We start from the raw sequence: 21706 nt of genomic DNA on the forward strand, positions 1-21706 counted from the left end.
CCGTGCCCCGGTGCCCGCCCGCCCGCGCCCGAACAGACTTCTGCACCCCTGACTTTCGACAGAACAGGACGCATTCCGTGACTGCAGTGTCTTTGAGCACCTCCACGGCCGCCGCGCTGCGCGCGGACGCCGTCGTCGTGGCCGTGGCGAAGGGTCCCAAGGGCCTCGTACTCGCCCCGGGCGCCGAGACGGTCGACGAGGCGTTCGAGGGTCGCCTGGCCGAGGTGCTCGCGACCGTCGGCGCCACCGGCGCCGAGGGCGAGGCCGTCAAGGTCCCCGCCGCCGCGGGCCTGAAGGCCCCGCTGGTGCTGGCCGTGGGCCTGGGCGAGGCCGCCGAGGGCTACACCGCCGAGGCGCTGCGCTCCGCCGCGGGCGTCGCCGCGCGCACCCTGCACGGCAGCAAGAAGGCCGCCTTCGCACTGCCGGCCACCGACGCCGCCGCGATCGAGGCCGTGACCCTGGGCGCGCTGCTCGGCGCCTACACCTTCACCGCCTGCCGCAGCGACAACGGCAAGGCCGACACCAAGACCCCCCTCGCCGAGGTCGCCCTGGTCGGCGCCAAGCGCGGCGACAAGGCCGCCAAGGCCGCCGTCGAGCGCGGCACCGTCGTGGCCGAGGAGATGAACCGGACCCGCGACCTGGTCAACATGCCGCCGAACGACCTCTTCCCGAAGTCCTTCGCCGACATCGCCACCACGGTCGGCAAGGAGACCGCGGGCGTCAAGGTCGAGGTGCTCGACGAGAAGGCCCTGACCAAGGGCGGCTACGGCGGCATCCTGGGTGTCGGCGCCGGCTCGGAGCGCAGCCCGCGCCTGGTCAAGGTGGCCTACACCCACCCGAAGGCCAAGGCCTCGCTCGCCTTCGTCGGCAAGGGCATCACCTACGACTCGGGCGGCATCTCCCTCAAGCCGGCCGGCCACAACGAGACGATGAAGTGCGACATGGCCGGCGCCGGCGCCGTCTTCGCCTCGGTGCTCGCCGCCGCCAAGCTGGGCCTGCAGGTCAACGTCACCGGCTGGCTGGCGCTGGCGGAGAACATGCCGTCCGGCTCGGCCACCCGCCCGGGCGACGTGCTGCGCATGTACGGCGGCAAGACCGTCGAGGTGCTCAACACCGACGCCGAGGGTCGCCTGGTGCTGGCCGACGCCATCGTCCGCGCGGGCGAGGAGAAGCCGGACTACATCATCGACGTGGCCACCCTGACCGGCGCCATGATGATGGCGCTGGGCAGCCGCACCTTCGGTGTCATGGCCAACGACGACGCCTTCCGCAGCACCGTCACCGAGGTGGCCGAGGCCGCGGGCGAGCCAGCCTGGGCGATGCCGCTGCCGGCGCACCTGCGCGGTCCGATGGACTCGACCGTCGCGGACATCTCCAACATGGGCGAGCGCATGGGCGGCGGCCTGGTCGCCGGCCTGTTCCTCAAGGAGTTCGTCGCCGAGGGCATCACCTGGGCGCACCTGGACATCGCCGGTCCGGCCTTCAACGAGGGCGGCCCCTTCGGCTACACCCCCAAGGGCGGCACCGCCACGGCCGTGCGCACCCTGGTCGCACTCGCCGAGCGCGCCGCCGACGGCAAGCTCTGATCCAGAGGCACTGACCTACCAGTAGGTAACCCTTGATCGGACCCGCGCTCGTGTTCGCCTTGGGCGAACACGAGCGCGGGTCCTTCGGCGTTGCGCCGGAAACCCTTCTGACCTGGCCCCCTTCCCCGCACTGGAATTTGCCTCTCGACCTGCGGAAACAGACAATTCCTCGCGAGGCACCCACCCCGCCCCCGGGGCAGGGAGCCGTCCACACCTTGGCCCGGTCCCTCACCACCGCACGACAAGTGCGAGGATGTATCTCCGGCACGACGGGTCTCCCCACAAGGGAGCACCACACCCGGCCGGCGATCGACCGGGAGCATCCGCACCCTTTGCATGGAGGACGTGACGTGGCGAACGACGCCAGCACCGTTTTCGACGTAGTCATTCTCGGAGGCGGAAGCGGCGGTTACGCCGCGGCGCTGCGGGCGGCCCAGCTCGGCCTCCAGGTCGCGCTGATCGAGAAGAACAAGCTCGGTGGCACCTGCCTGCACCAGGGCTGCATCCCGACCAAGGCGCTGCTGCACGCCGGCGAGGTCGCCGACCAGACCCGCGAGGCCGCGGGCTTCGGCGTGAAGGCCGTCTTCGAGGGCATCGACATCAACGCGGTCCACGCGTACAAGGACGGCGTGATCTCCGGCCTGTACAAGGGCCTGCAGGGCCTGGTCGCCAGCCGCAAGATCACCTACGTCGAGGGCGAGGGCCGCCTGTCGTCCCCGACCTCCGTGGACGTGAACGGCCAGCGCTACACCGGCCGCCACATCCTGCTGGCCACCGGCTCCGTGCCGAAGTCCCTGCCGGGCCTGGCCATCGACGGCAACCGGATCATCTCCTCCGACCACGCCCTGACCCTCGACCGCGTGCCGAAGTCCGCGATCGTGCTCGGCGGCGGCGTCATCGGCGTCGAGTTCGCCTCCGTCTGGAAGTCCTTCGGCGCCGAGGTCACCATCATCGAGGCGCTGCCGCACCTGGCCCCGCTGGAGGACGAGAACTCCTCCAAGCTGGTGGAGCGCGCCTTCCGCAAGCGCGGCATCAAGTTCGAGCTCGGTGCCCGCTTCTCCGGCGTCGAGTACACCGAGACCGGTGTCCGCGCCTCGCTGGAGAACGGCAAGCAGGTCGAGGCCGAGATCATGCTGGTGGCCGTCGGCCGCGGCCCGGTCTCGCAGAACCTCGGCTACGAGGAGGCCGGGGTCGCCATGGACCGCGGCTACGTCCTGGTCGACGAGTACTGCCAGACCAGCGTGCCCACCATCTCCGCCGTCGGCGACCTGATCCCGACCCTGCAGCTGGCGCACGTCGGCTTCGCCGAGGGCATCCTCGTCGCCGAGCGCATCGCCGGTCTCAAGGTCGTCCCGATCGACTACGACGGCGTGCCGCGCGTGACCTACTGCAACCCCGAGGTCGCCTCCGTCGGCATCACCGAGGCCAAGGCCAAGGAGCTGTACGGCGACGACAAGGTCGTCACCGCCAAGTTCAACCTGGCCGGCAACGGCAAGAGCAAGATCCTGAAGACCGCGGGCGAGATCAAGCTGGTCCAGGTCAAGGACGGCGCGGTCGTCGGCGTGCACATGGTCGGCGAGCGCATGGGCGAGCAGGTCGGCGAGGCCCAGCTGATCTACAACTGGGAGGCCCTGCCCGCCGAGGTGGCGCAGCTGATCCACGCGCACCCCACCCAGAGCGAGGCCCTCGGCGAGGCGCACCTCGCGCTGGCGGGCAAGCCGCTGCACAATCACGACTGACAACCCTCGTCGCACGCCAACCATCCGCAACGCACCACAAGGAGCAACTGAAACCATGGCGGTCTCAGTAACACTGCCCGCACTCGGCGAGAGCGTGACCGAGGGCACCGTCACCCGTTGGCTGAAGGCCGAGGGCGAGCGCGTCGAGGCCGACGAGCCGCTGCTCGAGGTCTCGACCGACAAGGTCGACACCGAGATCCCGGCGCCCGCGTCCGGCATCCTGGCCTCCATCAAGGTCGGCGAGGACGAGACGGTCGAGGTCGGCGCCGAGCTGGCCATCATCGACGACGGCTCCGGCGCCCCGGTCGCCGCTCCGGCCCCGGCCGCTGCCGCCGCCCCCGCGCCGGTCGAGGCCCCGGTCGCGCCGGCTCCGGTCGCCGCCGCCCCGGCCCCGGCCGCCGCTCCGGCCGCCGCCCCCGCCGGTGCCGTCTCCGGCACCGAGGTCACCCTGCCGGCGCTCGGCGAGTCCGTCACCGAGGGCACCGTCACCCGCTGGCTGAAGGCCGTCGGCGACACCGTCACGGCCGACGAGCCGCTGCTCGAGGTCTCCACCGACAAGGTCGACACCGAGATCCCGGCGCCGGTCGGCGGCGTCCTGCTGCAGATCCTGGTCGCCGAGGACGAGACCGCCGAGGTCGGCGCGAAGCTCGCCGTCATCGGTGCCCCGGGTGCCGCGCCCGCCGCCGCCCCGGCTCCGGCCGCTCCGGCCCCGGTCGCCGCTCCGGCTCCGGTCGCTCCGGCCCCCGCGCCGGTCGCCGCCCCCGTCGCCCCGGCCCCGGTCGCCGCTCCGGCCCCCGTCGCGCCCGCGCCGGTCGCCGCTCCGGTCGCCGCGCCGGTCGCTCCGGTCACTGCGCCGGTCGCTGCCGCCGCTCCGGTCGCCGCTCCGGTCGCCGCCGAGGCGTCCGACGCCTACGTGACCCCGCTGGTCCGTAAGCTCGCCGCGGAGAACGGCATCGACCTGAACCAGGTCAAGGGCACCGGCGTCGGTGGCCGCATCCGCAAGCAGGACGTGCTGGCCGCCGCCGAGGCCGCCCGCGCCGCCGTCGCCGCCCCGGCTGCGACCGGTGCCGCGGCCGCGCCGAAGGCCCCGACCACCATCGCCGCCGCCTCCCCGCTGCGCGGTCAGACGGTGAAGATGACCCGCATGCGCAAGGTCATCGCCGACAACATGGTCAAGGCGCTGCAGACCGCCGCGCAGCTGACCACGGTCGTCGAGGTCGACGTCACCAACATCATGCGTCTGCGGGAGAAGGCCAAGGGCGGCTTCGCCGCCCGCGAGGGCGTCAAGCTCTCGCCGATGCCGTTCTTCGTGAAGGCCGCGGCCGAGGCGCTCAAGGCGCACCCGGTCGTCAACGCCTCCATCAACGACGCCGAGGGCACGATCACGTACCACGCCGTCGAGAACATCGGCATCGCGGTCGACACCGAGCGCGGCCTGATGGTCCCGGTCATCCACGAGGCGGGCGACCTGAACATCGCCGGCATCGCCAAGAAGACCGCCGACCTGGCGGCCCGTACCCGTGACAGCAAGGTCACCCCGGACGAGCTGTCCGGCGGCACCTTCACCGTCACCAACACCGGTTCGCGCGGCGCGCTGTTCGACACGCCGATCTTCACGCCGCCGACGGTCGCGATCCTCGGCATCGGCGCGACGGTCAAGCGCCCGGTCGTCATCGAGTCGGCCGAGCTGGGCACCACCATCGCCGTGCGCGACATGGTCTACCTGGCCCTGTCCTACGACCACCGGATCGTGGACGGCGCCGACGCCGCCCGCTTCCTGGGCACCCTGAAGGCCCGTCTGGAAGAGGGCGCGTTCGAGGGCGACCTCGGCCTGTAGTCCGATCGGGGCGTCGCCCCACCCGCAAGGCCCCGAAGGCCCCGTCCCCGCTCGCGGAGACGGGGCCTTCCCCGTGTGCGGCCGACCGTGCTGTCCCCGTGGTGTCCCGTGGTGTCCGCGTGCGTGGGGCTGCCGTGGCGTGGATGCTGGAGGGCGTGATGGACGAGACGGACTTCTGGCTGCTCATCGACGAGACCCGGGACAGCGCCGAGGGCGACCCGGTCGACCAGGCCGAACTGCTGCTCGGGCAGTTGGTCGAGAAGACCCCCGACGAGGTGCTCGACTTCGCGCGGCTCTTCGAGGCGCGCATGGGCCGGGCCTGGCGCAACGACCTGTGGGGCGCCGCCGACCTGCTGCTCGGCGGGGCCGGTGAGGACGCCTTCGAGGCCTTCTGCGCCTGGCTGATCGGCCAGGGCCGCGACGTCTTCGAGGGCGCCCTGGCCGACCCCGACGAACTGGCCGACCTGCTGCCGGACTTCGACGACGAGGAGGACGGCGACGCCGAGGAGCTCGGCTGGGTCGCCGACCGCGCCTACGAGCAGCTGACCGGCGCCCGGCTGCCGGACCTCGGCCGCCGCGCCGGCGACCCGCTCGGCGCCGAGTTCGACTTCGACGACCCGCGCGAGATGGAGAAGCGCTACCCGCGCCTGTGGGAGCGCTACGGCGCCTGACCCCGCTACGGCGCCCGGTCCGCCGCCTGCCCGGTGGCCTCGCGTTCCGCCGCGTCCAGGTCGATCCCCATCAGCACGTCGTCGGCGTACTCGCCCGCCAGCCAGAACTCCTGCGGCTGCACACCGGTGACCGTGAAGCCCGCCTGCTCGTAGAGCGAGCGGGCCACGATGTTGCCGCCCAGCACCCGCAGCGTCACCCGTCGCGCGCCCTCGGCGCGGGCCTTGGCCAGGGCGGCGTGCAGCAGCGCCCGGCCCAGCCCGAGGCCGCGTGCCTCGGGCGCGACCTGCAGGCCCATGATCGCTCTGATGTGCGCGTTGCTGGGCAGCGGGGTGGGCGGCAGCACCCGCACCCAGCCCAGCAGCTCCCCCTCCCGCACCGCGACCAGCATGTGCTCGGGCCGGTGCCGGTCGTCGTAGAAGGCGCTGCTGTCCGGCTCCGGCGGGTCCGGCTGCTCCGACACCTCCGTCGCCGGCGACCAGCACCGGTGGTCCAGGACGTACACGGCATGACCGTCGGCGGCCACCGCAGGCCGGATGACGACACGGACCGGGCTGTCGTCGGATGGAGTCTCGGGCTGCGGAGTGTCCATGGCCGGAGCCTACGCGGTCCTTACCCGCGCAACTGCTTGAATGTCGCGTATGCGCATCGCGGTCACCGGCTCCACCGGTCTCATCGGCTCCGCCCTGGTCCGCTCGCTGCTGGACGACGGGCACGAGGTGGTCCGCCTGGTGCGGCGCGAGCCGCAGGAGCGCGCCGACGGCAGCGTGGAGGCGCGCTGGAACCCTCCCCTGCGGGCGATCGACCGCAAGGCCCTGGAAGGCGTCGACGCGGCCGTCAACCTGGCCGGAGCGGGCATCGGCGACCACCGCTGGACGGCCGCCTACAAGCGCACCCTGCACGAGAGCCGCATCCTGTCCACGCAGACCCTGGCCGCGGCCCTGGCCGGCCTGGAGCAGCGCCCCAAGGTCCTGGTCTCCGCATCCGCCACGGGCTACTACGGCCAGACGGGTGACGCCGTGATCGACGAGGACGCGCCGGCGGGCGGCGACTTCCTCGCCCGGCTCTGCGTCGAGTGGGAGCAGTCCTGCGCCCCTGCGGCGGACGCGGGGATCCGCGTCGCCCACACCCGCAGCGGCATCGTCGTCGACGCCCACGGCGGCGCCTTCCAGCGGCTGCTGCCGCTGTTCAAGCTCGGCCTCGGCGGCCGCCTCGGCAACGGTCAGCAGTACTGGAGCTTCATCTCGCTGCGCGACGAGGTGGCCGCGATCCGCCATCTGATCGACACCGACCGGCTGTCGGGGCCGTTCAACCTCACCGCCCCCGTGCCGGTCACCAACGCCGAGGTCACCACCGCCCTGGCCAAGGCACTGCGACGGCCCGCGGCGCTCCCCGTTCCGGAGTTCGCGCTGCGGGCCGTGCTCGGCGAGATGGCGATCGAGGTGGTCGGCAGCCACCGCGTGGTGCCGCGACGACTGCTCGACTCGGGTTTCCGCTTCGCCCACGCCACCGTCGACCAGGCGGTGGCGACGGCGCTGTAGCAGCCGGACGCCGCCTCAGATGCCCTTGGGCCAGCGGGAGCCGGGGCGCAGGTAGACCGCCCAGGTGACCAGCGAGCAGACCGCGTAGACGGCCAGGAAGGCCAGGTAGGCGGCGTCGCCGTTCTTCGTCGTCAGGAACGACTGCCGGAAGGCCATGTTGACCAGCACCCCGCCGAACGCCCCGATCGCGCCCGCCATCCCGATCAGCGCCGAGGCGCGGCGCCGCGCCTCCTCACCGGTGGGAGCCTTCACCTGGAAGATCGCCGGGATCATCTTGTAGGTCGAGCCGTTGCCGATGCCGCTCAGCACGAACAGGGCGACGAAACCGGCGAGGAACAGCGGCAGCGACTTGGCCTGCGAGGCCAGCAGGACCGTGCCCGCCCCCGCCGCCATCAGCAGGAACGTCGCCAGGGTGATCCGCGCGCCACCGAAGCGGTCGGCCAGCCTGCCGCCGACGGGCCGCACCAGCGAACCCAGCAGCGGCCCGAGGAAGGTCAGGTAGGCGGCCTTGACGGGGGTGTCGAACTGCTGGTGGAACTGCACCTGCAGCACCTGGCCGAAGGCGAAGCCGAACCCGATGAAACTGCCGAAGGTGCCGATGTAGAGCAGCGACATCACCCAGCTGTGCGGCTCCTTGGCCACGTCGCGCAGCGCGCGCCGGTCGTTCCTGAGCGAGCTGAGGTTGTCCATGCGCAGGGCCGCGCCCAGCGCCGCGAGCACGATCAGCGGCAGGTAGACCAGCGGGACCAGCCGCGGGTGCGCGGCGCCGGCCGTGGCCAGCACGGCGAGGCCCACCAGCTGCACGACCGGGACGCCGAGGTTGCCGCCGCCCGCGTTGATCCCGAGCGCCCAGCCCTTGAGCCGTTGCGGGTAGAAGGCGTTGATGTTGGCCATCGAGGAGGCGAAGTTGCCGCCGCCGACGCCCGCGACACAGGCCACCGCCAGCAGCGTCCCGTAGGAGACGCCCGGGTGCAGCACCAGGCCGGCCAGGGCCGTCGGCACCAGCAGCAGCGTGGCGCTGAAGACGGTCCAGTTGCGTCCGCCGAAGCGCGCCACCGCGAAGGTGTAGGGCAGGCGCAGCAGCGCGCCGAGCGCCGTCGGCAGCGCGGTGAGGGTGAACTTGCCCGCAGGGTCGATGTGATACGCCGGGCCGAGGAACAGCACCAGCACCGACCACAGGCTCCACACCGAGAAGCCGACGTGCTCGGACAGAACCGAGTAGACCAGGTTGCGCCGGGCGACCTTGGCGCCCGCCTCCGCCCAGAAGTCCTCGTCCTCGGGGCGCCAGTCGGTGATCGCCCGACTTCTGGCGGGGGCCGCCGCGGCGGCCCCGGTGTCGACGACGGTGCTCATCGGGCTCCCTCCGCGGTGCCGTGCTTCTGCACGACCCGTACCGTCCACACCCGCAGCACGGCCGGGCGGCCGTCAGGCGTCGTCCTCTCGTCCAGGCAGCGTCCGTCACGGAGGTCGAAGACGTGCTTGTACATCGGCGAGGCGACGGTCGGCACACCGTCCCGACTGCCGACGATGCCGCGCGACAGCACGTAGGCGCCACTGAACGGGTCGCGGTTGTCCACCGCGTACAGCGCGCCCGACCGGTCCCGGAAGATCGCCACCTGGGCCCCTTCCGCGCTCAGGGCCGCGACGCCCCGCCCCGGGGTCAGCTGCTCGTACGCGCAGACCCGGGTCCACGACCGCCCGTCCAGGATCTCCACCGTGCCGGTCACCACCTCTGCGGCGACCGGCCTCGTCAACATCTCGGTCATGCGCTGTGCACCTCCAGTCGGGGACCGGCGACCAGCGCCGGGGTGAGGATCCGCCCGTCCTCGTCGGGGCGGGCGGGGCGGATCTGGCCGCGCTCGGGCACGAAGGTCACGGCCGGGTCGGGCGTTCCGGGGGCGTTCACGAAGGAGGTGAAGCGCCGCAGCCGGTCGGGGTCGGCGAGGACGGCGGCCCACTCGTCCTCGTAGGCGTCGACGTGGCGGGCCATCAGCGCGTCGAGCTCGGCGCAGATGCCCAGGGAGTCCTCCATGACCACCTGCCGCACGTGGTCCAAGCCGCCCTCGATCCGGTCCAGCCACACCGAGGTGCGCTCCAGCCGGTCGGCGGTGCGGATGTAGAACATCAGGAACCGGTCGATGGTCCGCAGCAGCGTCTCCTTGTCCAGGTCCGCCGCCAGCAGGTCGGCGTGGCGTGGCGTCATGCCGCCGTTGCCGCCGACGTAGAGGTTCCAGCCGGCGGAGGTGGCGATGACGCCGAAGTCCTTGCCCTGCGCCTCGGCGCACTCGCGGGCGCAGCCGGAGACGGCGGCCTTGAGCTTGTGCGGGGAACGCAGGCCCCGGTAGCGCAGCTCCAGCTCGATGGCGAGGCCGACGGAGTCCTGCACGCCGTAGCGGCACCAGGTCTCCCCCACGCAGGACTTCACCGTGCGCAGCGACTTGCCGTAGGCGTGGCCCGACTCGAAGCCCGCGTCCACCAGGCGCCGCCAGATCGCGGGCAGCTGGTCGACGGAGGCGCCGAACAGGTCGATCCGCTGACCGCCGGTGATCTTCGTGTAGAGGCCGTGGTCGCGGGCGATCTCCCCGATGGTGATCAGCCCCTCCGCGGTGATCTCGCCACCGGGGATCCGCGGCACCACCGAGTAGGAGCCGTTGCGCTGCAGGTTGGCCAGGAAGTGGTCGTTGGTGTCCTGCAGCGCGCCCTGCTCACCGTCGAGGATGTGCCCGTTGTCCAGGCTGGCCAGGATCGAGGCGACGGCCGGCTTGCAGACGTCGCAGCCCTCGCCGCCGCGCCCGTGCCGGTCCAACAGGTCGGAGAAGCTGCTGATCCCCGCCACCCGCACGATCTCGTACAGCTCCGCGCGCGTGTGGCCGAAGTGCTCGCACAGGCCCTTGTCGACGGTGACGCCGCCCGCCTCGAGCTCCTCGGTGACGATCTGGCCGAGCTGCTTCACGCAGGAGCCGCAACCCGTGCCGGCCTTGGTGCACTTCTTGACCTCGGGCACGGTGGCGCAGCCCTGCTCGTGGACGGCGGCGCGGATCTGGCCCTTGCTGACGTTGTGGCAGGAGCAGATCACCGCCTCGTCCGGCAGCGCGATCGGCCCTGCGGCCGGGGCCAGCCCGGCCGGCAGCACCAGCTGCTCGGGCGCCGTCTGCAGCGGCTTGCCACCCATCGCCAACGGGCGCAGCAGGCCGTAGGCCTCGGTGTCGCCGACCAGCACCCCGCCGAGCAGCTGCCCGTCGGCGCCGATGACCAGCTTCTTGTAGATCCCGGCGCGGCTGTCGCTGTACAGCACGTCGACCGCGCCCTCGGTGGCACCGTGCGCGTCGCCGAAGCTCGCCACGTCCACGCCGAGCAGCTTCAGCTTGGTGGAGGTGTCCGCGCCGGTGAAGTGGTGCTCCTCGCGCAGCTCACCCGCCGGCTCGTCGGCCAGCTCGTGCGCCAGCGAGCGGGCGGCCGTCTCGGCCATCGCGTAGCCGGGCGCGACCAGACCGTAGACGCGGCCGTCGGCGGCCAGGGCGCACTCACCGATCGCGTACACGTGCGGGTCGCGGGTGCGGCACCGCTCGTCGACGACGATGCCGCCGCGCTCGCCGACCGGCAGTCCGCACTCGCGGGCCAGCTGGTCCCGCGGCCGGACACCGGCGGAGAAGACCACCAGGTCGGCGGGGAGCTCACGGCCGTCGGACAGACCCATCGCCCGGACCCGGCCGTTCTCGTCGGTCAGCACCGACTGGGTGCCCGCACCGGTGTGGACGTGGACGCCGAGGTCCTCGATCTTGCGCTTGAGCAGCTTGCCGCCGCCCTCGTCGACCTGGATCGCCATCAGCCGCGGCGCGAACTCGACGACGTGGGTCGCCAGGCCGAGCGCCGTCAGCGCACCCGCCGCCTCCAGACCGAGCAGGCCGCCCCCGACGACCACGCCGATGCCGGTGCCTGGGCCGGTGCCGGTGCCGGTGCCTGAGCCGGTGCCGGTGCCGGTGGCCTGGAGGACCGCTGCCTCGTCGCGGATCCGCTCCAGGTCCTCGATGGTGCGGTAGACGTGGCAGCCCGCCGCGTCGTGGCCGGGCACCGGCGGCACGAACGGGTAGGAGCCGGTGGCCAGTACCAGCGCGTCGTAGTGGAGCACCGCGCCCGAGGCGCAGGTGACGGTGTGCGCGGCGCGGTCGATCCCCGTGGCCGGGTCCGCGAGACACAGGTCGATGCCGTGCTCGGCGAGGAACCCGGCCGGGGTCAGCGACAGCTCCTCGGCGCTGGTGCCGGAGAACCACGAGGTCAGGTGCACCCGGTCGTAGGCGGCGCGGGGCTCCTCGGCCAGCACCGTGATCCGCCACTCGGCGGCGCCCGGCTGCTCGACGAAGGCCTCCAGGAAACGCTGGCCGACCATGCCGTGGCCGACGAGGACCAGATCCTTGACCGGCCCGTTCGTGAGGTGAGTCGTCATCAGAAGGCTCCATGGGTGGTGGTGAGCAGGTGCAGCGGTGAGTCTTTGTGCGCGTCGTCGCGCTCCAGCGCCCGGGCGAGGTCGCCGACGGTGGCGAGGTCGCCGAGGAGGATCGCGCCGACCAGTCGGTCGCCGCGCATCACGAGCTTCTTGTAGCTGCCGCGGGTCGCGTCGGTGAGCCGCAGCTCGTCGACGTCGTCGCCGTCCGGCCCCGCCGGGTCGAGGTGGACCTCGCCGAAGGCGGCGTACTCGATCGGGCCGGCACTGAGCCGGGCCAGCGGGCGCGAGCCGTGGTAGCGGGCGTCCGGATCGGCACCGGAGAGCCGGGCGGCCAGCACGTCGGCCTGCTCCCACCCGGGACCGGCCAGGCCGTGGACCACCCCGGCGTGCTCCGCGCAGTCCCCGATCGCGTAGACGTGCGGGGCGGACGCCGCCAGGGTGTCGTCGACCAGGACGCCCCTGCCGACCGCGAGCCCCGCCGCGTGCGCGAGGCCGGTCCGCGGCCGCACCCCGCACGCCAGCACCACCAGGTCGGTCGGCAGCCGGTAGCCGTTGGCCAGCTCCACCTCACCCGCCTCGGTCAGCGCCCGGGCCCGGTTGCCCAGGTAGACCTCGACACCGAGCGAGCGCAGCGCGCCGCGCAGCGCTGTCGCGGCCTCCGCGTCGAGCTGGCGCTCGATCAGGTGCGGGCCCTGGTGCACGATCTCGACCTGCGGGCCGAGCGCCGCCAGCGCCCGCGCGGTGCTGACACCCAGCACCCCACCGCCGACGACCACGGCCCGCTTGGCGTCCACCGCCTCCTCGGCCAGTCGGGCGCAGTCGGCGAGCGTCCGCAGCGCGTGCACCCCGTCGCGCAGCCCCTGCGCCTGCCCGGCGCCCTCGACGCGGCGCAGGCCGCGGATCGGCGGCAGCACCGGGTTGGCGCCGGTGGCCAGGACCAGATCGTCGTAGGCCTCCGTGCTGCCGTCGGCCAGGGTCAGCAGCCGCGCGCCCAGGTCCAGGCCGACGACCTCGGTGCCCGGCCGCAGCTCCGCGTCGCCGAGCGGCAGCGCGATCGCCTCCGCGTCGTAGCGTCCGGTCAGCACGTCCGCGAGCAGCACCCGGTTGTAGGGGGCGCGCGGCTCGGCCCCGTAGAGGGTGACCCGGGCGGCGCCGCCGAGCGCCGCATACCGCTCGGCGAACCGCGCCGCAGCCATCCCCGCGCCGACGACGGCGACATGACGCTTGCTCACTTCGACTCCCCCACGGGCTCGGACACGGGCTCGGACAGGCGCTCGGACGCGGGCCCGGACACGGGCTCGGACAGGCGCCCGGACGCGGGCCCGGACGGCAGCGGCTCGACGCGGACGGCGCAGACCTTGAACTCGGGCATCTTCGAGGTCGGGTCCAGCGCCGGGTTGGTGAGCGTGTTGGCCCGGCCGGTGCCGGCCCAGTGGAACGGCATGAAGACCGTGTCCGGCCGGATCGTGTCCGTGATCCGCGCCGGGGCGACCACCCGGCCGCGCCGGGAGACCACCGCCAGCGGATCCCCCTCCGCGACCCCGAGGCGTGCCGCGAGCCGCGGGTGCAGCTCCACGAACGGCCCCGGAGCGGCGGCGTTCAGCTCGGCGACGCGGCGCGTCTGCGCGCCGCTCTGGTACTGCGCCAGCACCCGTCCCGTGGTCAGGTACAGCGGATACTCCGCGTCCGGCTCCTCGGCCGCCGGACGGTGGCTGACCGGCGCGAACCGGGCCCGGCCGTCCGGGGTGGCGAAGCCGTCCAGGAAGAGCCGCGGCGTGCCGGGGTGGTCCTTCGCCGGGCAGGGCCAGAAGACACCGTCCTCGGCGGCGATCCGCTCGTAGCTGATCCCTGCGTAGTCCGCCTGTCCGCCCGCCGAGGCCCGACACAGCTCCGCGAAGACCGTCTCGGGGTCCGTGTCGAAGCCGCCCTCCCCGCCGCGGCCCGTCGCCCCCAGCCGCTGCGCGAGCTCCCCCAGCACCCACAGGTCGCTGCGGACCCCCTCGGGCGCCTGCGTGGCCCGGCGACGCAGGAGGACCCTGCCCTCCAGGTTGGTCATGGTGCCGGTCTCCTCGGCCCACTGCGTGCTCGGCAGCACCACGTCCGCGAGCTGCGCCGTCTCGGAGAGCACCAGGTCGGAGACGACCAGCAGCTCCAGCGAACGCAGCCGCTCCACGACCCGCCCGGCGCGCGGCGCCGAGACGACCGGGTTCGACCCCATCAGCAGCAGCGCGTGCACGCCCTCCGGCCCGTCGGCGCCCAGGCTGTCCAGCAGCTCGTAGGCGGAGCGGCCGCTGCGCGGCAGCGCGTCGGGCTCCACGCCCCAGACCGCGGCCACGTGCGTGCGGGCGGCCGGGTCCTCGATCGAGCGGTAGCCGGGCAGCTGGTCCGCCTTCTGGCCGTGCTCCCGTCCTCCCTGCCCGTTGCCCTGGCCCGTGAGGCAGCCGTAACCCGAGTGCAGCCGGCCCGCCTTGCCGGACGCCAGGCAGAGGTTGATCCAGGCGCCGACCGTGTCGGTCCCCTTGCTCTGCTGCTCCGGACCGCGCGCCGTCAGCACCATGCCGGTACGGGCTCGGCCGAAGTGGTGGGCCGCCTCCCGCAGCCGGGCCACCGGCACGCCGGTGATCCGCTCCACCCGCTCCGGCCAGTGCGCCATCGCCGCGGCCCGCGCCTGCTCGAAGCCGCTGGTGCGCTCCGCGACGAAGTCCGCGTCGACCATGCCGTCGGCGACCAGCAGGTGCAGCAGGCCCAGCGCCAACGCCAGGTCCGTGCCCGGCAACGGCTGCAGGTGCAGGTCGGCCTGCTCGGCGGTGCGGGTGCGGCGCGGGTCGACGACGATCAACGTGCCGCCGTTCTCCCGCATTTCGCGGAAGTAGCGGAGCGCCGGCGGCATCGTCTCGGCCGGGTTGGCGCCGACCAGGATCAGGCAGTCGGTCTTCGGGATGTCCGCGAGCGGGAACGGCAGGCCGCGGTCCACACCGAAGGCGAGCTTTCCGGCGGCCGCCGCCGAGGACATGCAGAACCGGCCGTTGTAGTCGATCGTCGCGGTCCGCAGCGCGATCCGCGCGAACTTGCCGAGCTGGTAGGCCTTCTCGTTGGTCAGCCCGCCGCCGCCGAAGACACCCACCGCGTCCGCGCCGTACGCGTCGCGCACGGCCGCGAGACCGCCCGCCGCCCGGTCCAGCGCCTCCGTCCAGCTCGCCGCCCGCAGCTCACCTCGCGTGCCGTCCCGGCGGACGTCCCGGACGAGCGGCGTGGTGAGCCGCGCGCCGGGCGCCAGCAGCGCCGCCGCGTTCTGCCCCTTGCCGCACAGCGCGCCGCGGTTGACGGGGAAGTCCTCCCGGCCGCTCACCTCCACCGGCACCGGCCCGCCGGCGACCGGCACGAGCCGCATGCCGCACTGCAGCGAGCAGTACGGGCAGTGCGTCGCGGTCGTCACGGTCCTCGCGGTAGTCGCGGTCGTCGCGGTCGTCGCGGTCGTCGCGCCGGTGAGGGTGGTGGGCGTCATGGCATCGACGATGTCCGTCGGGCGTTACGCGGCCTTGTCCCGTGTGTTGCACCGGGGGTACACCTCCCTCACGCCGCCTCGGGGACGGGGTGGGTCCGCGGACACGTGCCGTAACACGAGCGGGCGTTTCGTTGACGCGCACGTGATCACCGAGCAACCTCCCGGTAACCGGCGGCAGTGAACCTGCGTCCATGGGCACCTCAGACACTTCCGACTCCCCTGGGAGCGGCTCCCCCGAGGGCGGCACCCACGGGGGTGCGCTCCTCCCGCTGACCGGGTTCACCGTCGGCGTCACCGCCGCGCGGCGCCGTGACGAACTCGTCGCGCTGCTCACCCGGCGCGGGGCTCGGGTCGTCGAGGCGCCGACGCTGCGCATCCTCCCGCTCGAGGACGACCTCGCGCTGCGCCGGGCCACCGAGCTGTGCCTGCAGGCGCCGCTGGACTACGTCGTGGCGACCACCGGCGTGGGCTGGCGCGGGTGGATGAGCGCCGCCGACGGCTGGGGCCGGGGCGCCGAGCTGGCCGCCGCCTGCCGGGACGCGGTCGTGCTCACCCGCGGCCCCAAGGCCACGGGCGCCGTGCGCGCGAGCGGCCTGGACGAGACCTGGTCGCCCGGCAGCGAGGCGACGGACGAGCTGCTCACCTGGCTGCTGGCCCGCCCGCTGGACGGTCGGCGCGTCGCGGTGCAGGAGCACGGCATCCCGCTCACCGCCTTCGCCGCCGCCCTGCGCGAGCGCGGCGCCGAGGTGATCTCGGTGCCCGTCTACCGCTGGGCACCACCCGAGGACCCTGCTCCGGTCAGACGCCTGGTCGAGCAGACCGCACGGCGCGAGCTGCACGCGCTCACCTTCACCAGCGCGCCCGCGATCACCGCCTTCCTGGCCACCGCGGCCGCCGACGGCCTGGACGGCCCGGTGCTGGAGGCGCTGCGCGGCGAGATCCTCTCCGTCTGCGTCGGCCCCGTCTGCGCCCGCCCGCTCGTCGAGGCGGGCATCCCCGTCGTCTGGCCGGACCGCGGCCGCCTCGGCTCGCTGGTCCGCACCCTGACCGAGGTGCTCCCTGCCCGCAGCCGGCAGACCCTCCGGGTGGCCGACCGCGAGCTGGTGCTGCAGGGCAGCGCCCTCCTGGTCGACGGCGAGAGCTACTGGCTCTCCCCGAAGGGCGCCACGCTGCTGCGGGCGCTGGCCGAGAACCCCGGCTGGGTGCTCAGCCGCGCCGAGCTGCTGCGCCGCGCCTGGGCGGACTCCGACGCCGACGAGCACGCCGTCGAGGCGGCGATCGCCCGGCTGCGGCAGTCCCTGGGCCGCCACAGCGACCTGGTCCGCACCGTCCCGAAGCGCGGGTACCGACTGGCGGCCGTGTGACGGGCCGCCGAGCACCGGACTCCGGCCCGCCCACCCTGCTGGCCGTCGCCCACGGCACCCGGGAGGCCGACGGGGTCGCAACGACCGAGGCGCTGGTGGCACGGGTCCGGGCGCTCCGACCCGAACTGCGCGTCGAGAGGTGCTTCCTCGACCTGGTCTCGCCCTCGCTGCCCCAGGCGCTGACCGGGCTGCGCGGGGAGGTGGTGCTGGTGCCGCTGCTGCTCGGCGCCGGCTACCACGTCCGCGTCGACATCCCCGCCGCCCTGGCCGACGCCCCCCACCTGCGGGCCCGGGTAGCCCGGGCGCTGGGTCCCGACCCGCTGCTGGCCGAGGCACTCGCGGACCGGCTCGACGAGGCCGGCTGGCCCAAGGAGGCCGGCTGCCCCGGGGAGGCCGGCCGCCCCGGGCCGGGTGCCGGTGCGCTCGTGCTGGCCGCGGCCGGATCGACGGACCCCGCCGCCAACGCCGGCACCGCAGCCATGGCGGAGCTGCTGCGGCGCCGACTCCCCGGGCTGCCCGCGGTGGTCCCGGCCTACCTGTGCGCCGCCGGACCGACCCCGGCCGAGGCGGTGGCCGCACTCCACGCGGAGGGGCACCGGCGGGTGGCCGTCGCCTCCTACCTGCTCGGCCCGGGGTTCTTCGCGCGCCGTGCGTCCGCCGCGGGCGCCTGCCTCACCTCGGCCCCGCTGGGCCCACACGACGCGCTCGCCCGTCTCGTGACGCTCCGCTACGACGAAGCTCTCGGCGACCGGCGCAACGGCCCGCCCGAGGGGCGTACGGGAGCACGCTCGGGGCGCATGCTCACGCCGGGGTGACCAGGGGCGCGCGAGTCCGACCCAGGGGTCACCGAGCGTCACAAAGAGCGGTCACGGGCCTGCGTATCGTCCTAACTTCCTTGTCTTAGGCGGCGCTTGAGGGGGCATCACTGAGAGAAGCCCCGGAAGCCTGGCACCCGGAGGGAGCCGTCCGTGCCCGCAACAGCCATCCCCACCCCCCTGCACCCGCGTCGCCGCGCCACCGATGTCGTCATCGTCGGCGCTGGACTGGCCGGACTGACCGCAGCGCGCAGACTCACCGCCTGCGGACTGTCCGTCACCGTCCTGGAGGCAGCCGACCACGTGGGCGGCCGGATGGCCGGGGAGGAGTACGACGGCTTCCGGCTCGACCACGGCACCCACCTGCTCAACACCGCCTACCCCGAGCTCGCCCGCACCCTCGACCTCGGCGACCTCGAGCTCCGCCCGCTCAGCCCCGACGTGCTGGTCCACACCGACGGACGCCGCCAGCGCATCGGCGCGCCCTCCCGTCTGCGGGTCGGCCGCCCCTGGGACAAGGCCCGCCCCGGCGTCAACCTCGCCCGGATCGCCGCCACGCCCGTCGACCGGCTCCTCGCCCGGCCCGAACAGACCACCGCCGAGGCGCTGACCGGACGCGGCCTCGCCACCGCCACCGTCGACGGGTTCCTGCGCCCGCTGCTCACCGCCCTGCTCGGCGACCCGACTCTGCGCACCAGCAGCCGCGTCGCCGACCTGGTCCTGCGCAGCTACGCCCGCGGCCGGCTCTGCCTGCCCGCCCAGGGCGTGGGCGCCGTCCCACTGGCGCTCGCCGAACGCCTGCCCGCCGGCACCGTCCGCGTCGGCGTCCGCGCCACCGCCATCGCCGCCGACGGCGTGGAGACCGAACAGCACGGCCGCTTCGCCGCCCGCGCCGTCGTCGTGGCCACCGACGCCCGCTCCGCCACCGAACTACTGCCCGGCCTGCACCAGCCGGAGCACCACCCGGTGACCACCTACTACCACGTCGCCGACGGCAGCCCGCTCGCCGAACCGCTGCTGCTGCTCGACGCCACCCCCGGCGCGCTCGTCTCCCACACGCTGGTGCTGAGCGAGGTCGACCGCTCCTACGCCCCCAGCGGCGCACTGATCGCCTCGACCGTGCTCGGCCACCGGGCGGCCGTCCCCGCCGAACCCGCCGTCCGCGCGGCGCTGGCACGCCTCTACGACACCGACACCACCGGCTGGCACTTCCTGACCGCCCGCCACTTCGCCGAGGCACTGCCCGCGATGCCGCCGCCGCACGTCTTCCGCCGCCCCGTCCGGGTGCTGCGCGGACTGTACGTGTGCGGCGACCACCGCGACACCAGCTCGGTGCAGGGCGCCCTCGTCTCCGGCCGGCGCGCCGCGGACGCGGTCCTGCGCGACCTCGGCGTCATCCGCCCGGCCGAGACCGCCGCCCTGGCGGCCTGACCGGCGACCCGTCAGATCGAACGACCCCTCAGATCAACCCGGCGGCCCGGGCAGCCTCCTCGAAGGCCCGGACCGACGGGTTGCCCCGGTACGGAGCCAACCTGCGGGCGAAATCCCGCAGGTACTCCACCGCCCGCAGCGACCGCATCTCGGTCACCCCGCGCAGCGCCTCCGTCGCCGCCGCGCACGCCTCGTCGAGCTCGCCGAGGCCGAGCCGGGAGGTGGCCAGCACCACCCGGCAGAAGACCCGGCTGCGCGCGTAGGTCTGCGGCCGGAGCCGCAGCGACCGCTCCGCGTGCTGCGCCGCGGGCCGCCACTGCTGCAGATCCCGGTAGCAGTGCGCGAACTCGTCGGCCAACTGGGCCTCGTCGAAGAAGCGGGCCCAGCTCGGCAGTTCGTCACCGCCGTGGGAGGCCTGGAGCGCCCGCTCCGCCCGCACCAGGGCCGCCGTACAGGAACGGGCGTCCCCGAGCAGCCCGTGCCCACGCGCCTCGGCCGCGTGCATCAGCGCCTGGGCGGCAGCCGGCGCCGTCGACCCGACACCCTGCTGCGCCACTCGTGCGAGCTGCACCGCCTCGCGCCCGTGCCCCAGGTAGACCGCCTGCCGACTCATCGTCACCAGCACGTAGCCCCCGTACAACCGGTCGTTCGCGGCCTGCGCCAGGCGCAGCGACTGCACGAAGTACCGCTGCGCCAGCCCGTGCGCACCGATGTCGTACGACGTCCACCCGGCGAGCCGGGTCAGATCGGCCACCGCGCCGAACAGCGCCCGGCCGATGGCCTCGTTGTAGCGGCCGCGCAGCATCGGCTCGGCCTCGCTCTCCAGGTACCGGATCAGCGCCTGGCGGGCGTGCCCGCCCCCGTAGGCGTTGTCCAGCGCCCGGAAGAGATCACCGACGGCGCGCATCGCCGCCACGTCACCCCGGCTGACCCGCGGCACCCCGCGCAGCGCTGCGGCCGCCTCCCCGCCCGCGCCCGCGCCCGCCGCTCCTGCCCCGTCCCGACGGGCCTGCGCCGGGATACCGCCCCGGCCGAGATCCTGCGGCGTCTCCCGGGCCACGCGGTCGTCGGTCCGGCCGATCAGCCAGTCCCGGCTCGGCACCACCAGGCCCGCCGGCGTGAACGCGATCCGGCGCAGCTCGCTGTGCGCGCCGGTGTCCTTGCGCCACATGCTCGCCACGATGTCGACGGCCTCGGCGGGGCTCTCCGCGAACTCCAGCCCCGCGTAGACCGGCGCGCACGCGTCCAGGCCCAGGTCCTGCGCCGTCAGCCGACGCCCGAGCCGCCTGGTGAACACCTCCGCGATCAGTGCCGGCGTCGCACCGCGCGGCTGCTGGCCACGCAGCCAGCGCGTCACCGAGGTCTTGTCGTAACGCAGGTCCAGGCCGTGCTCGCTACCGAGCTGGTCCACCCGACGGGCCAGGCCCGCATGCGAGAAGCCGGCCTCCTCGATCAGCGCCGACAGCCGCTGGTTGTACTGGAGGCGCTCGGCAGCGGCTCCGGCACCGGCGGCCGGGCCGGTGGGTGGTGGCTCCGGCGCGCGGCGCGGTCGGCCCTCGAGTTGGATACGGTCGAGCGGGGCGCGGTCGAGCTGCGGACGATCGGTCACAGGCCGTTGGGGCATCTGGCACACACCTTCCGGGGGCCCGCACCGCGGAACGCCGCGAGCTCCCTAGGGGAACGGCGTGAATGTAGCGAGCATTTGGCGCGAGCGGCCGATTCCGGGCGGACAATCGTCCGAACGGGTGAAGCCCGTCCCCCCTGCCGGGGACGATGCGACCCATGGGGCGACGCACCGGCCTTACGCTCCCGTCACCTTCACGCCGACCGATCCACCATCCCGCGCCCCGACCGATCCACCACCCTGCGCGCCGACCGGTCCACCGTCCCGCGTCCCGACCGATCCGCAGGTCGGCCGTCGCCGGCGGCGGGCGCGGGCCGCCCGGGGGCCGACGGTGACCGCCCTGGCTCCGTGCCCCACAGATCCGCTCCGGTCTGTGGCGGCGGCCCACATGGGAGGCCCCGCCGCCGCGGCCTAGCGTCTGCGGCCATGGAGAGCACCCACGCAAGCATGCTGGCCGGGCGGAAAGCCCTGGTCACCGGCGCGGCCAGCGGAATCGGCCGGGCCTGCGCGCACGCCCTCGCCAACGCCGGCGCCGCGGTCTACGTCGTCGACCGGGCCGCCGAGGCGGCCAAGGACGTGGCCGAGCAGATCGGCGGCACCGCGCTCGTCGTCGACCTCTCGGACGCCACGGCCGTGGACGCGCTCCCCGACGACGCCGACATCGTCGTCAACAACGCGGGGCTCCAGCACGTCGCCCCGATCCACGAGTTCCCGCCCGAGCGCTTCGCCCTGATCCAGCAGGTCATGGTCGAGGCCCCGTTCCGGATCCTGCGCCGCACCCTGCCCCACATGTACGCCGGACGCTGGGGACGGATCGTCAACATCTCGTCCGTGCACGGCCTGCGGGCCAGCGCCTACAAGTCCGCGTACGTGACCGCCAAGCACGCGCTCGAGGGACTGAGCAAGGTCGTCGCGCTGGAGGGCGCCCCGCACGGCGTCACCAGCAACTGCGTCAACCCCGGCTACGTCCGCACCCCCCTGGTCGAAGGCCAGATCGCCGCCCAGGCCCAGGCCCACGGCATCTCCGAGGAGGAGGTCGTGGACCGGATCCTGCTCGACCGCACCGCCATCAAGCGCCTCATCGAACCCGAGGAGGTCGCCGCCGCGGTCCTGTGGCTCTGCGCCCCGGCGGCCGCCGGGATCACCGGCGC

Annotated in this window: 16 protein-coding genes; 9 read left to right on the forward strand and 7 right to left on the reverse strand. The window is 74.1% G+C overall.

The features are described 5' to 3' along the window. The first annotated feature begins 77 nt into the window (after positions 1-77). The 4 genes from BMY61_RS23630 to BMY61_RS23645 all read left to right on the forward strand — a co-directional run bounded on the left by BMY61_RS23630 (position 78) and on the right by BMY61_RS23645 (position 5833). Positions 78-1586, forward strand: coding sequence for a leucyl aminopeptidase (locus tag BMY61_RS23630; RefSeq protein ID WP_042458758.1), 1509 nt, complete (start codon positions 78-80; stop codon positions 1584-1586). A gap of 350 nt (positions 1587-1936) precedes the next feature. Next, the gene (gene lpdA, locus BMY61_RS23635) at positions 1937-3325 is read left to right on the forward strand and encodes a dihydrolipoyl dehydrogenase (RefSeq protein ID WP_042458761.1); all 1389 of its coding nucleotides are present in this window, start codon (positions 1937-1939) and stop codon (positions 3323-3325) included. 55 nt (positions 3326-3380) lie between these two features. Next, a complete protein-coding gene (gene sucB / locus BMY61_RS23640) occupies positions 3381-5162 on the forward strand; it encodes a 2-oxoglutarate dehydrogenase, E2 component, dihydrolipoamide succinyltransferase (RefSeq protein WP_075004032.1) in 1782 nt (593 codons plus the stop codon). A gap of 158 nt (positions 5163-5320) precedes the next feature. Further along, positions 5321-5833 (forward strand): DUF4240 domain-containing protein, encoded by a 513-nt coding sequence (locus tag BMY61_RS23645; protein ID WP_042460126.1) that lies wholly within the window; start codon positions 5321-5323, stop codon positions 5831-5833. A 5-nt stretch (positions 5834-5838) separates the two neighbouring features. Here BMY61_RS23645 and BMY61_RS23650 read toward each other — a convergent pair whose 3' ends face one another. After that, complete coding sequence (locus BMY61_RS23650; RefSeq protein ID WP_042460074.1) at positions 5839-6423, reverse strand: GNAT family N-acetyltransferase; 585 nt, start codon at positions 6421-6423, stop codon at positions 5839-5841. 40 nt (positions 6424-6463) lie between these two features. On the opposite strand from BMY61_RS23650, the gene BMY61_RS23655 reads away from it, so the two are divergent. Then, complete coding sequence (locus BMY61_RS23655) at positions 6464-7372, forward strand: TIGR01777 family oxidoreductase (RefSeq protein WP_042460076.1); 909 nt, start codon at positions 6464-6466, stop codon at positions 7370-7372. Positions 7373-7387: 15 nt separating this feature from the next. Here the strand turns inward: BMY61_RS23655 and BMY61_RS23660 are convergent, their stop codons facing one another. Genes BMY61_RS23660 through BMY61_RS23680 form a run of 5 tightly spaced genes read right to left on the reverse strand, consistent with a single transcriptional unit; the run spans position 7388 to position 15207 of the window. Next, positions 7388-8725 (reverse strand): nitrate/nitrite transporter, encoded by a 1338-nt coding sequence (locus BMY61_RS23660; RefSeq protein WP_042460079.1) that lies wholly within the window; start codon positions 8723-8725, stop codon positions 7388-7390. After that, positions 8722-9129, reverse strand: coding sequence for a nitrite reductase small subunit NirD (gene nirD, locus BMY61_RS23665; RefSeq protein WP_042460129.1), 408 nt, complete (start codon positions 9127-9129; stop codon positions 8722-8724). The genes BMY61_RS23660 and nirD overlap by 4 nt, the downstream gene beginning before the upstream one ends. Positions 9130-9134: 5 nt before the next feature. Beyond that, positions 9135-11816, reverse strand: coding sequence for a nitrite reductase large subunit NirB (gene nirB, locus BMY61_RS23670; RefSeq protein WP_042460082.1), 2682 nt, complete (start codon positions 11814-11816; stop codon positions 9135-9137). After that, entirely contained in the window at positions 11816-13048 is a 1233-nt protein-coding gene (locus BMY61_RS23675; RefSeq protein WP_075004033.1) for an NAD(P)/FAD-dependent oxidoreductase, read from the reverse strand. The genes nirB and BMY61_RS23675 overlap by 1 nt, the downstream gene beginning before the upstream one ends. Beyond that, positions 13045-15207, reverse strand: coding sequence for a molybdopterin oxidoreductase family protein (locus BMY61_RS23680; protein ID WP_236656662.1), 2163 nt, complete (start codon positions 15205-15207; stop codon positions 13045-13047). Before BMY61_RS23680 ends, BMY61_RS23675 begins: the two co-directional genes overlap by 4 nt. A 305-nt stretch (positions 15208-15512) precedes the next feature. On the opposite strand from BMY61_RS23680, the gene BMY61_RS23685 reads away from it, so the two are divergent. From BMY61_RS23685 to BMY61_RS23695, 3 genes are all read left to right on the forward strand, one after another. Then, a complete protein-coding gene (locus tag BMY61_RS23685) occupies positions 15513-16685 on the forward strand; it encodes a uroporphyrinogen-III synthase (RefSeq protein ID WP_082015664.1) in 1173 nt (390 codons plus the stop codon). Beyond that, positions 16682-17500 carry a sirohydrochlorin chelatase gene (locus BMY61_RS23690; protein WP_042460085.1) on the forward strand — a complete coding sequence of 273 codons (819 nt, stop codon included), beginning with the start codon at positions 16682-16684 and terminating at the stop codon, positions 17498-17500. The genes BMY61_RS23685 and BMY61_RS23690 overlap by 4 nt, the downstream gene beginning before the upstream one ends. A gap of 153 nt (positions 17501-17653) precedes the next feature. Continuing rightward, positions 17654-18931 carry an NAD(P)/FAD-dependent oxidoreductase gene (locus BMY61_RS23695; RefSeq protein ID WP_042460088.1) on the forward strand — a complete coding sequence of 426 codons (1278 nt, stop codon included), beginning with the start codon at positions 17654-17656 and terminating at the stop codon, positions 18929-18931. A 28-nt stretch (positions 18932-18959) separates the two neighbouring features. Here the strand turns inward: BMY61_RS23695 and BMY61_RS23700 are convergent, their stop codons facing one another. Next, positions 18960-20555 carry an NsdA family TPR-like regulatory protein gene (locus tag BMY61_RS23700; protein WP_236656660.1) on the reverse strand — a complete coding sequence of 532 codons (1596 nt, stop codon included), beginning with the start codon at positions 20553-20555 and terminating at the stop codon, positions 18960-18962. A 426-nt stretch (positions 20556-20981) separates the two neighbouring features. Here BMY61_RS23700 and BMY61_RS23705 point away from each other — a divergent pair. Next, a partial coding sequence (locus tag BMY61_RS23705) for a 3-hydroxybutyrate dehydrogenase (protein ID WP_075004036.1) occupies positions 20982-21706 on the forward strand: 725 nt, incomplete at its 3' end.

Origin of the sequence: Streptacidiphilus jiangxiensis (assembly GCF_900109465.1) — a bacterium.
Taxonomy (GTDB): domain Bacteria; phylum Actinomycetota; class Actinomycetes; order Streptomycetales; family Streptomycetaceae; genus Streptacidiphilus; species Streptacidiphilus jiangxiensis.

What these genes read in the sequence shown, in the direction of transcription:
- BMY61_RS23680 (WP_236656662.1), bottom strand. Translation starts at nt 15,207, where the DNA reads ATGCGGCTCGTGCCGGTCGCCGGCGGGCCGGTGCCGGTGGAGGTGAGC.
- nirB (WP_042460082.1), bottom strand. Translation starts at nt 11,816, where the DNA reads ATGACGACTCACCTCACGAACGGGCCGGTCAAGGATCTGGTCCTCGTC.
- BMY61_RS23650 (WP_042460074.1), bottom strand. Translation starts at nt 6,423, where the DNA reads ATGGACACTCCGCAGCCCGAGACTCCATCCGACGACAGCCCGGTCCGT.
- BMY61_RS23645 (WP_042460126.1), top strand. Translation starts at nt 5,321, where the DNA reads ATGGACGAGACGGACTTCTGGCTGCTCATCGACGAGACCCGGGACAGC.
- BMY61_RS23685 (WP_082015664.1), top strand. Translation starts at nt 15,513, where the DNA reads ATGGGCACCTCAGACACTTCCGACTCCCCTGGGAGCGGCTCCCCCGAG.
- BMY61_RS23655 (WP_042460076.1), top strand. Translation starts at nt 6,464, where the DNA reads ATGTCGCGTATGCGCATCGCGGTCACCGGCTCCACCGGTCTCATCGGC.
- sucB (WP_075004032.1), top strand. Translation starts at nt 3,381, where the DNA reads ATGGCGGTCTCAGTAACACTGCCCGCACTCGGCGAGAGCGTGACCGAG.
- nirD (WP_042460129.1), bottom strand. Translation starts at nt 9,129, where the DNA reads ATGTTGACGAGGCCGGTCGCCGCAGAGGTGGTGACCGGCACGGTGGAG.
- BMY61_RS23660 (WP_042460079.1), bottom strand. Translation starts at nt 8,725, where the DNA reads ATGAGCACCGTCGTCGACACCGGGGCCGCCGCGGCGGCCCCCGCCAGA.
- BMY61_RS23700 (WP_236656660.1), bottom strand. Translation starts at nt 20,555, where the DNA reads ATGCCCCAACGGCCTGTGACCGATCGTCCGCAGCTCGACCGCGCCCCG.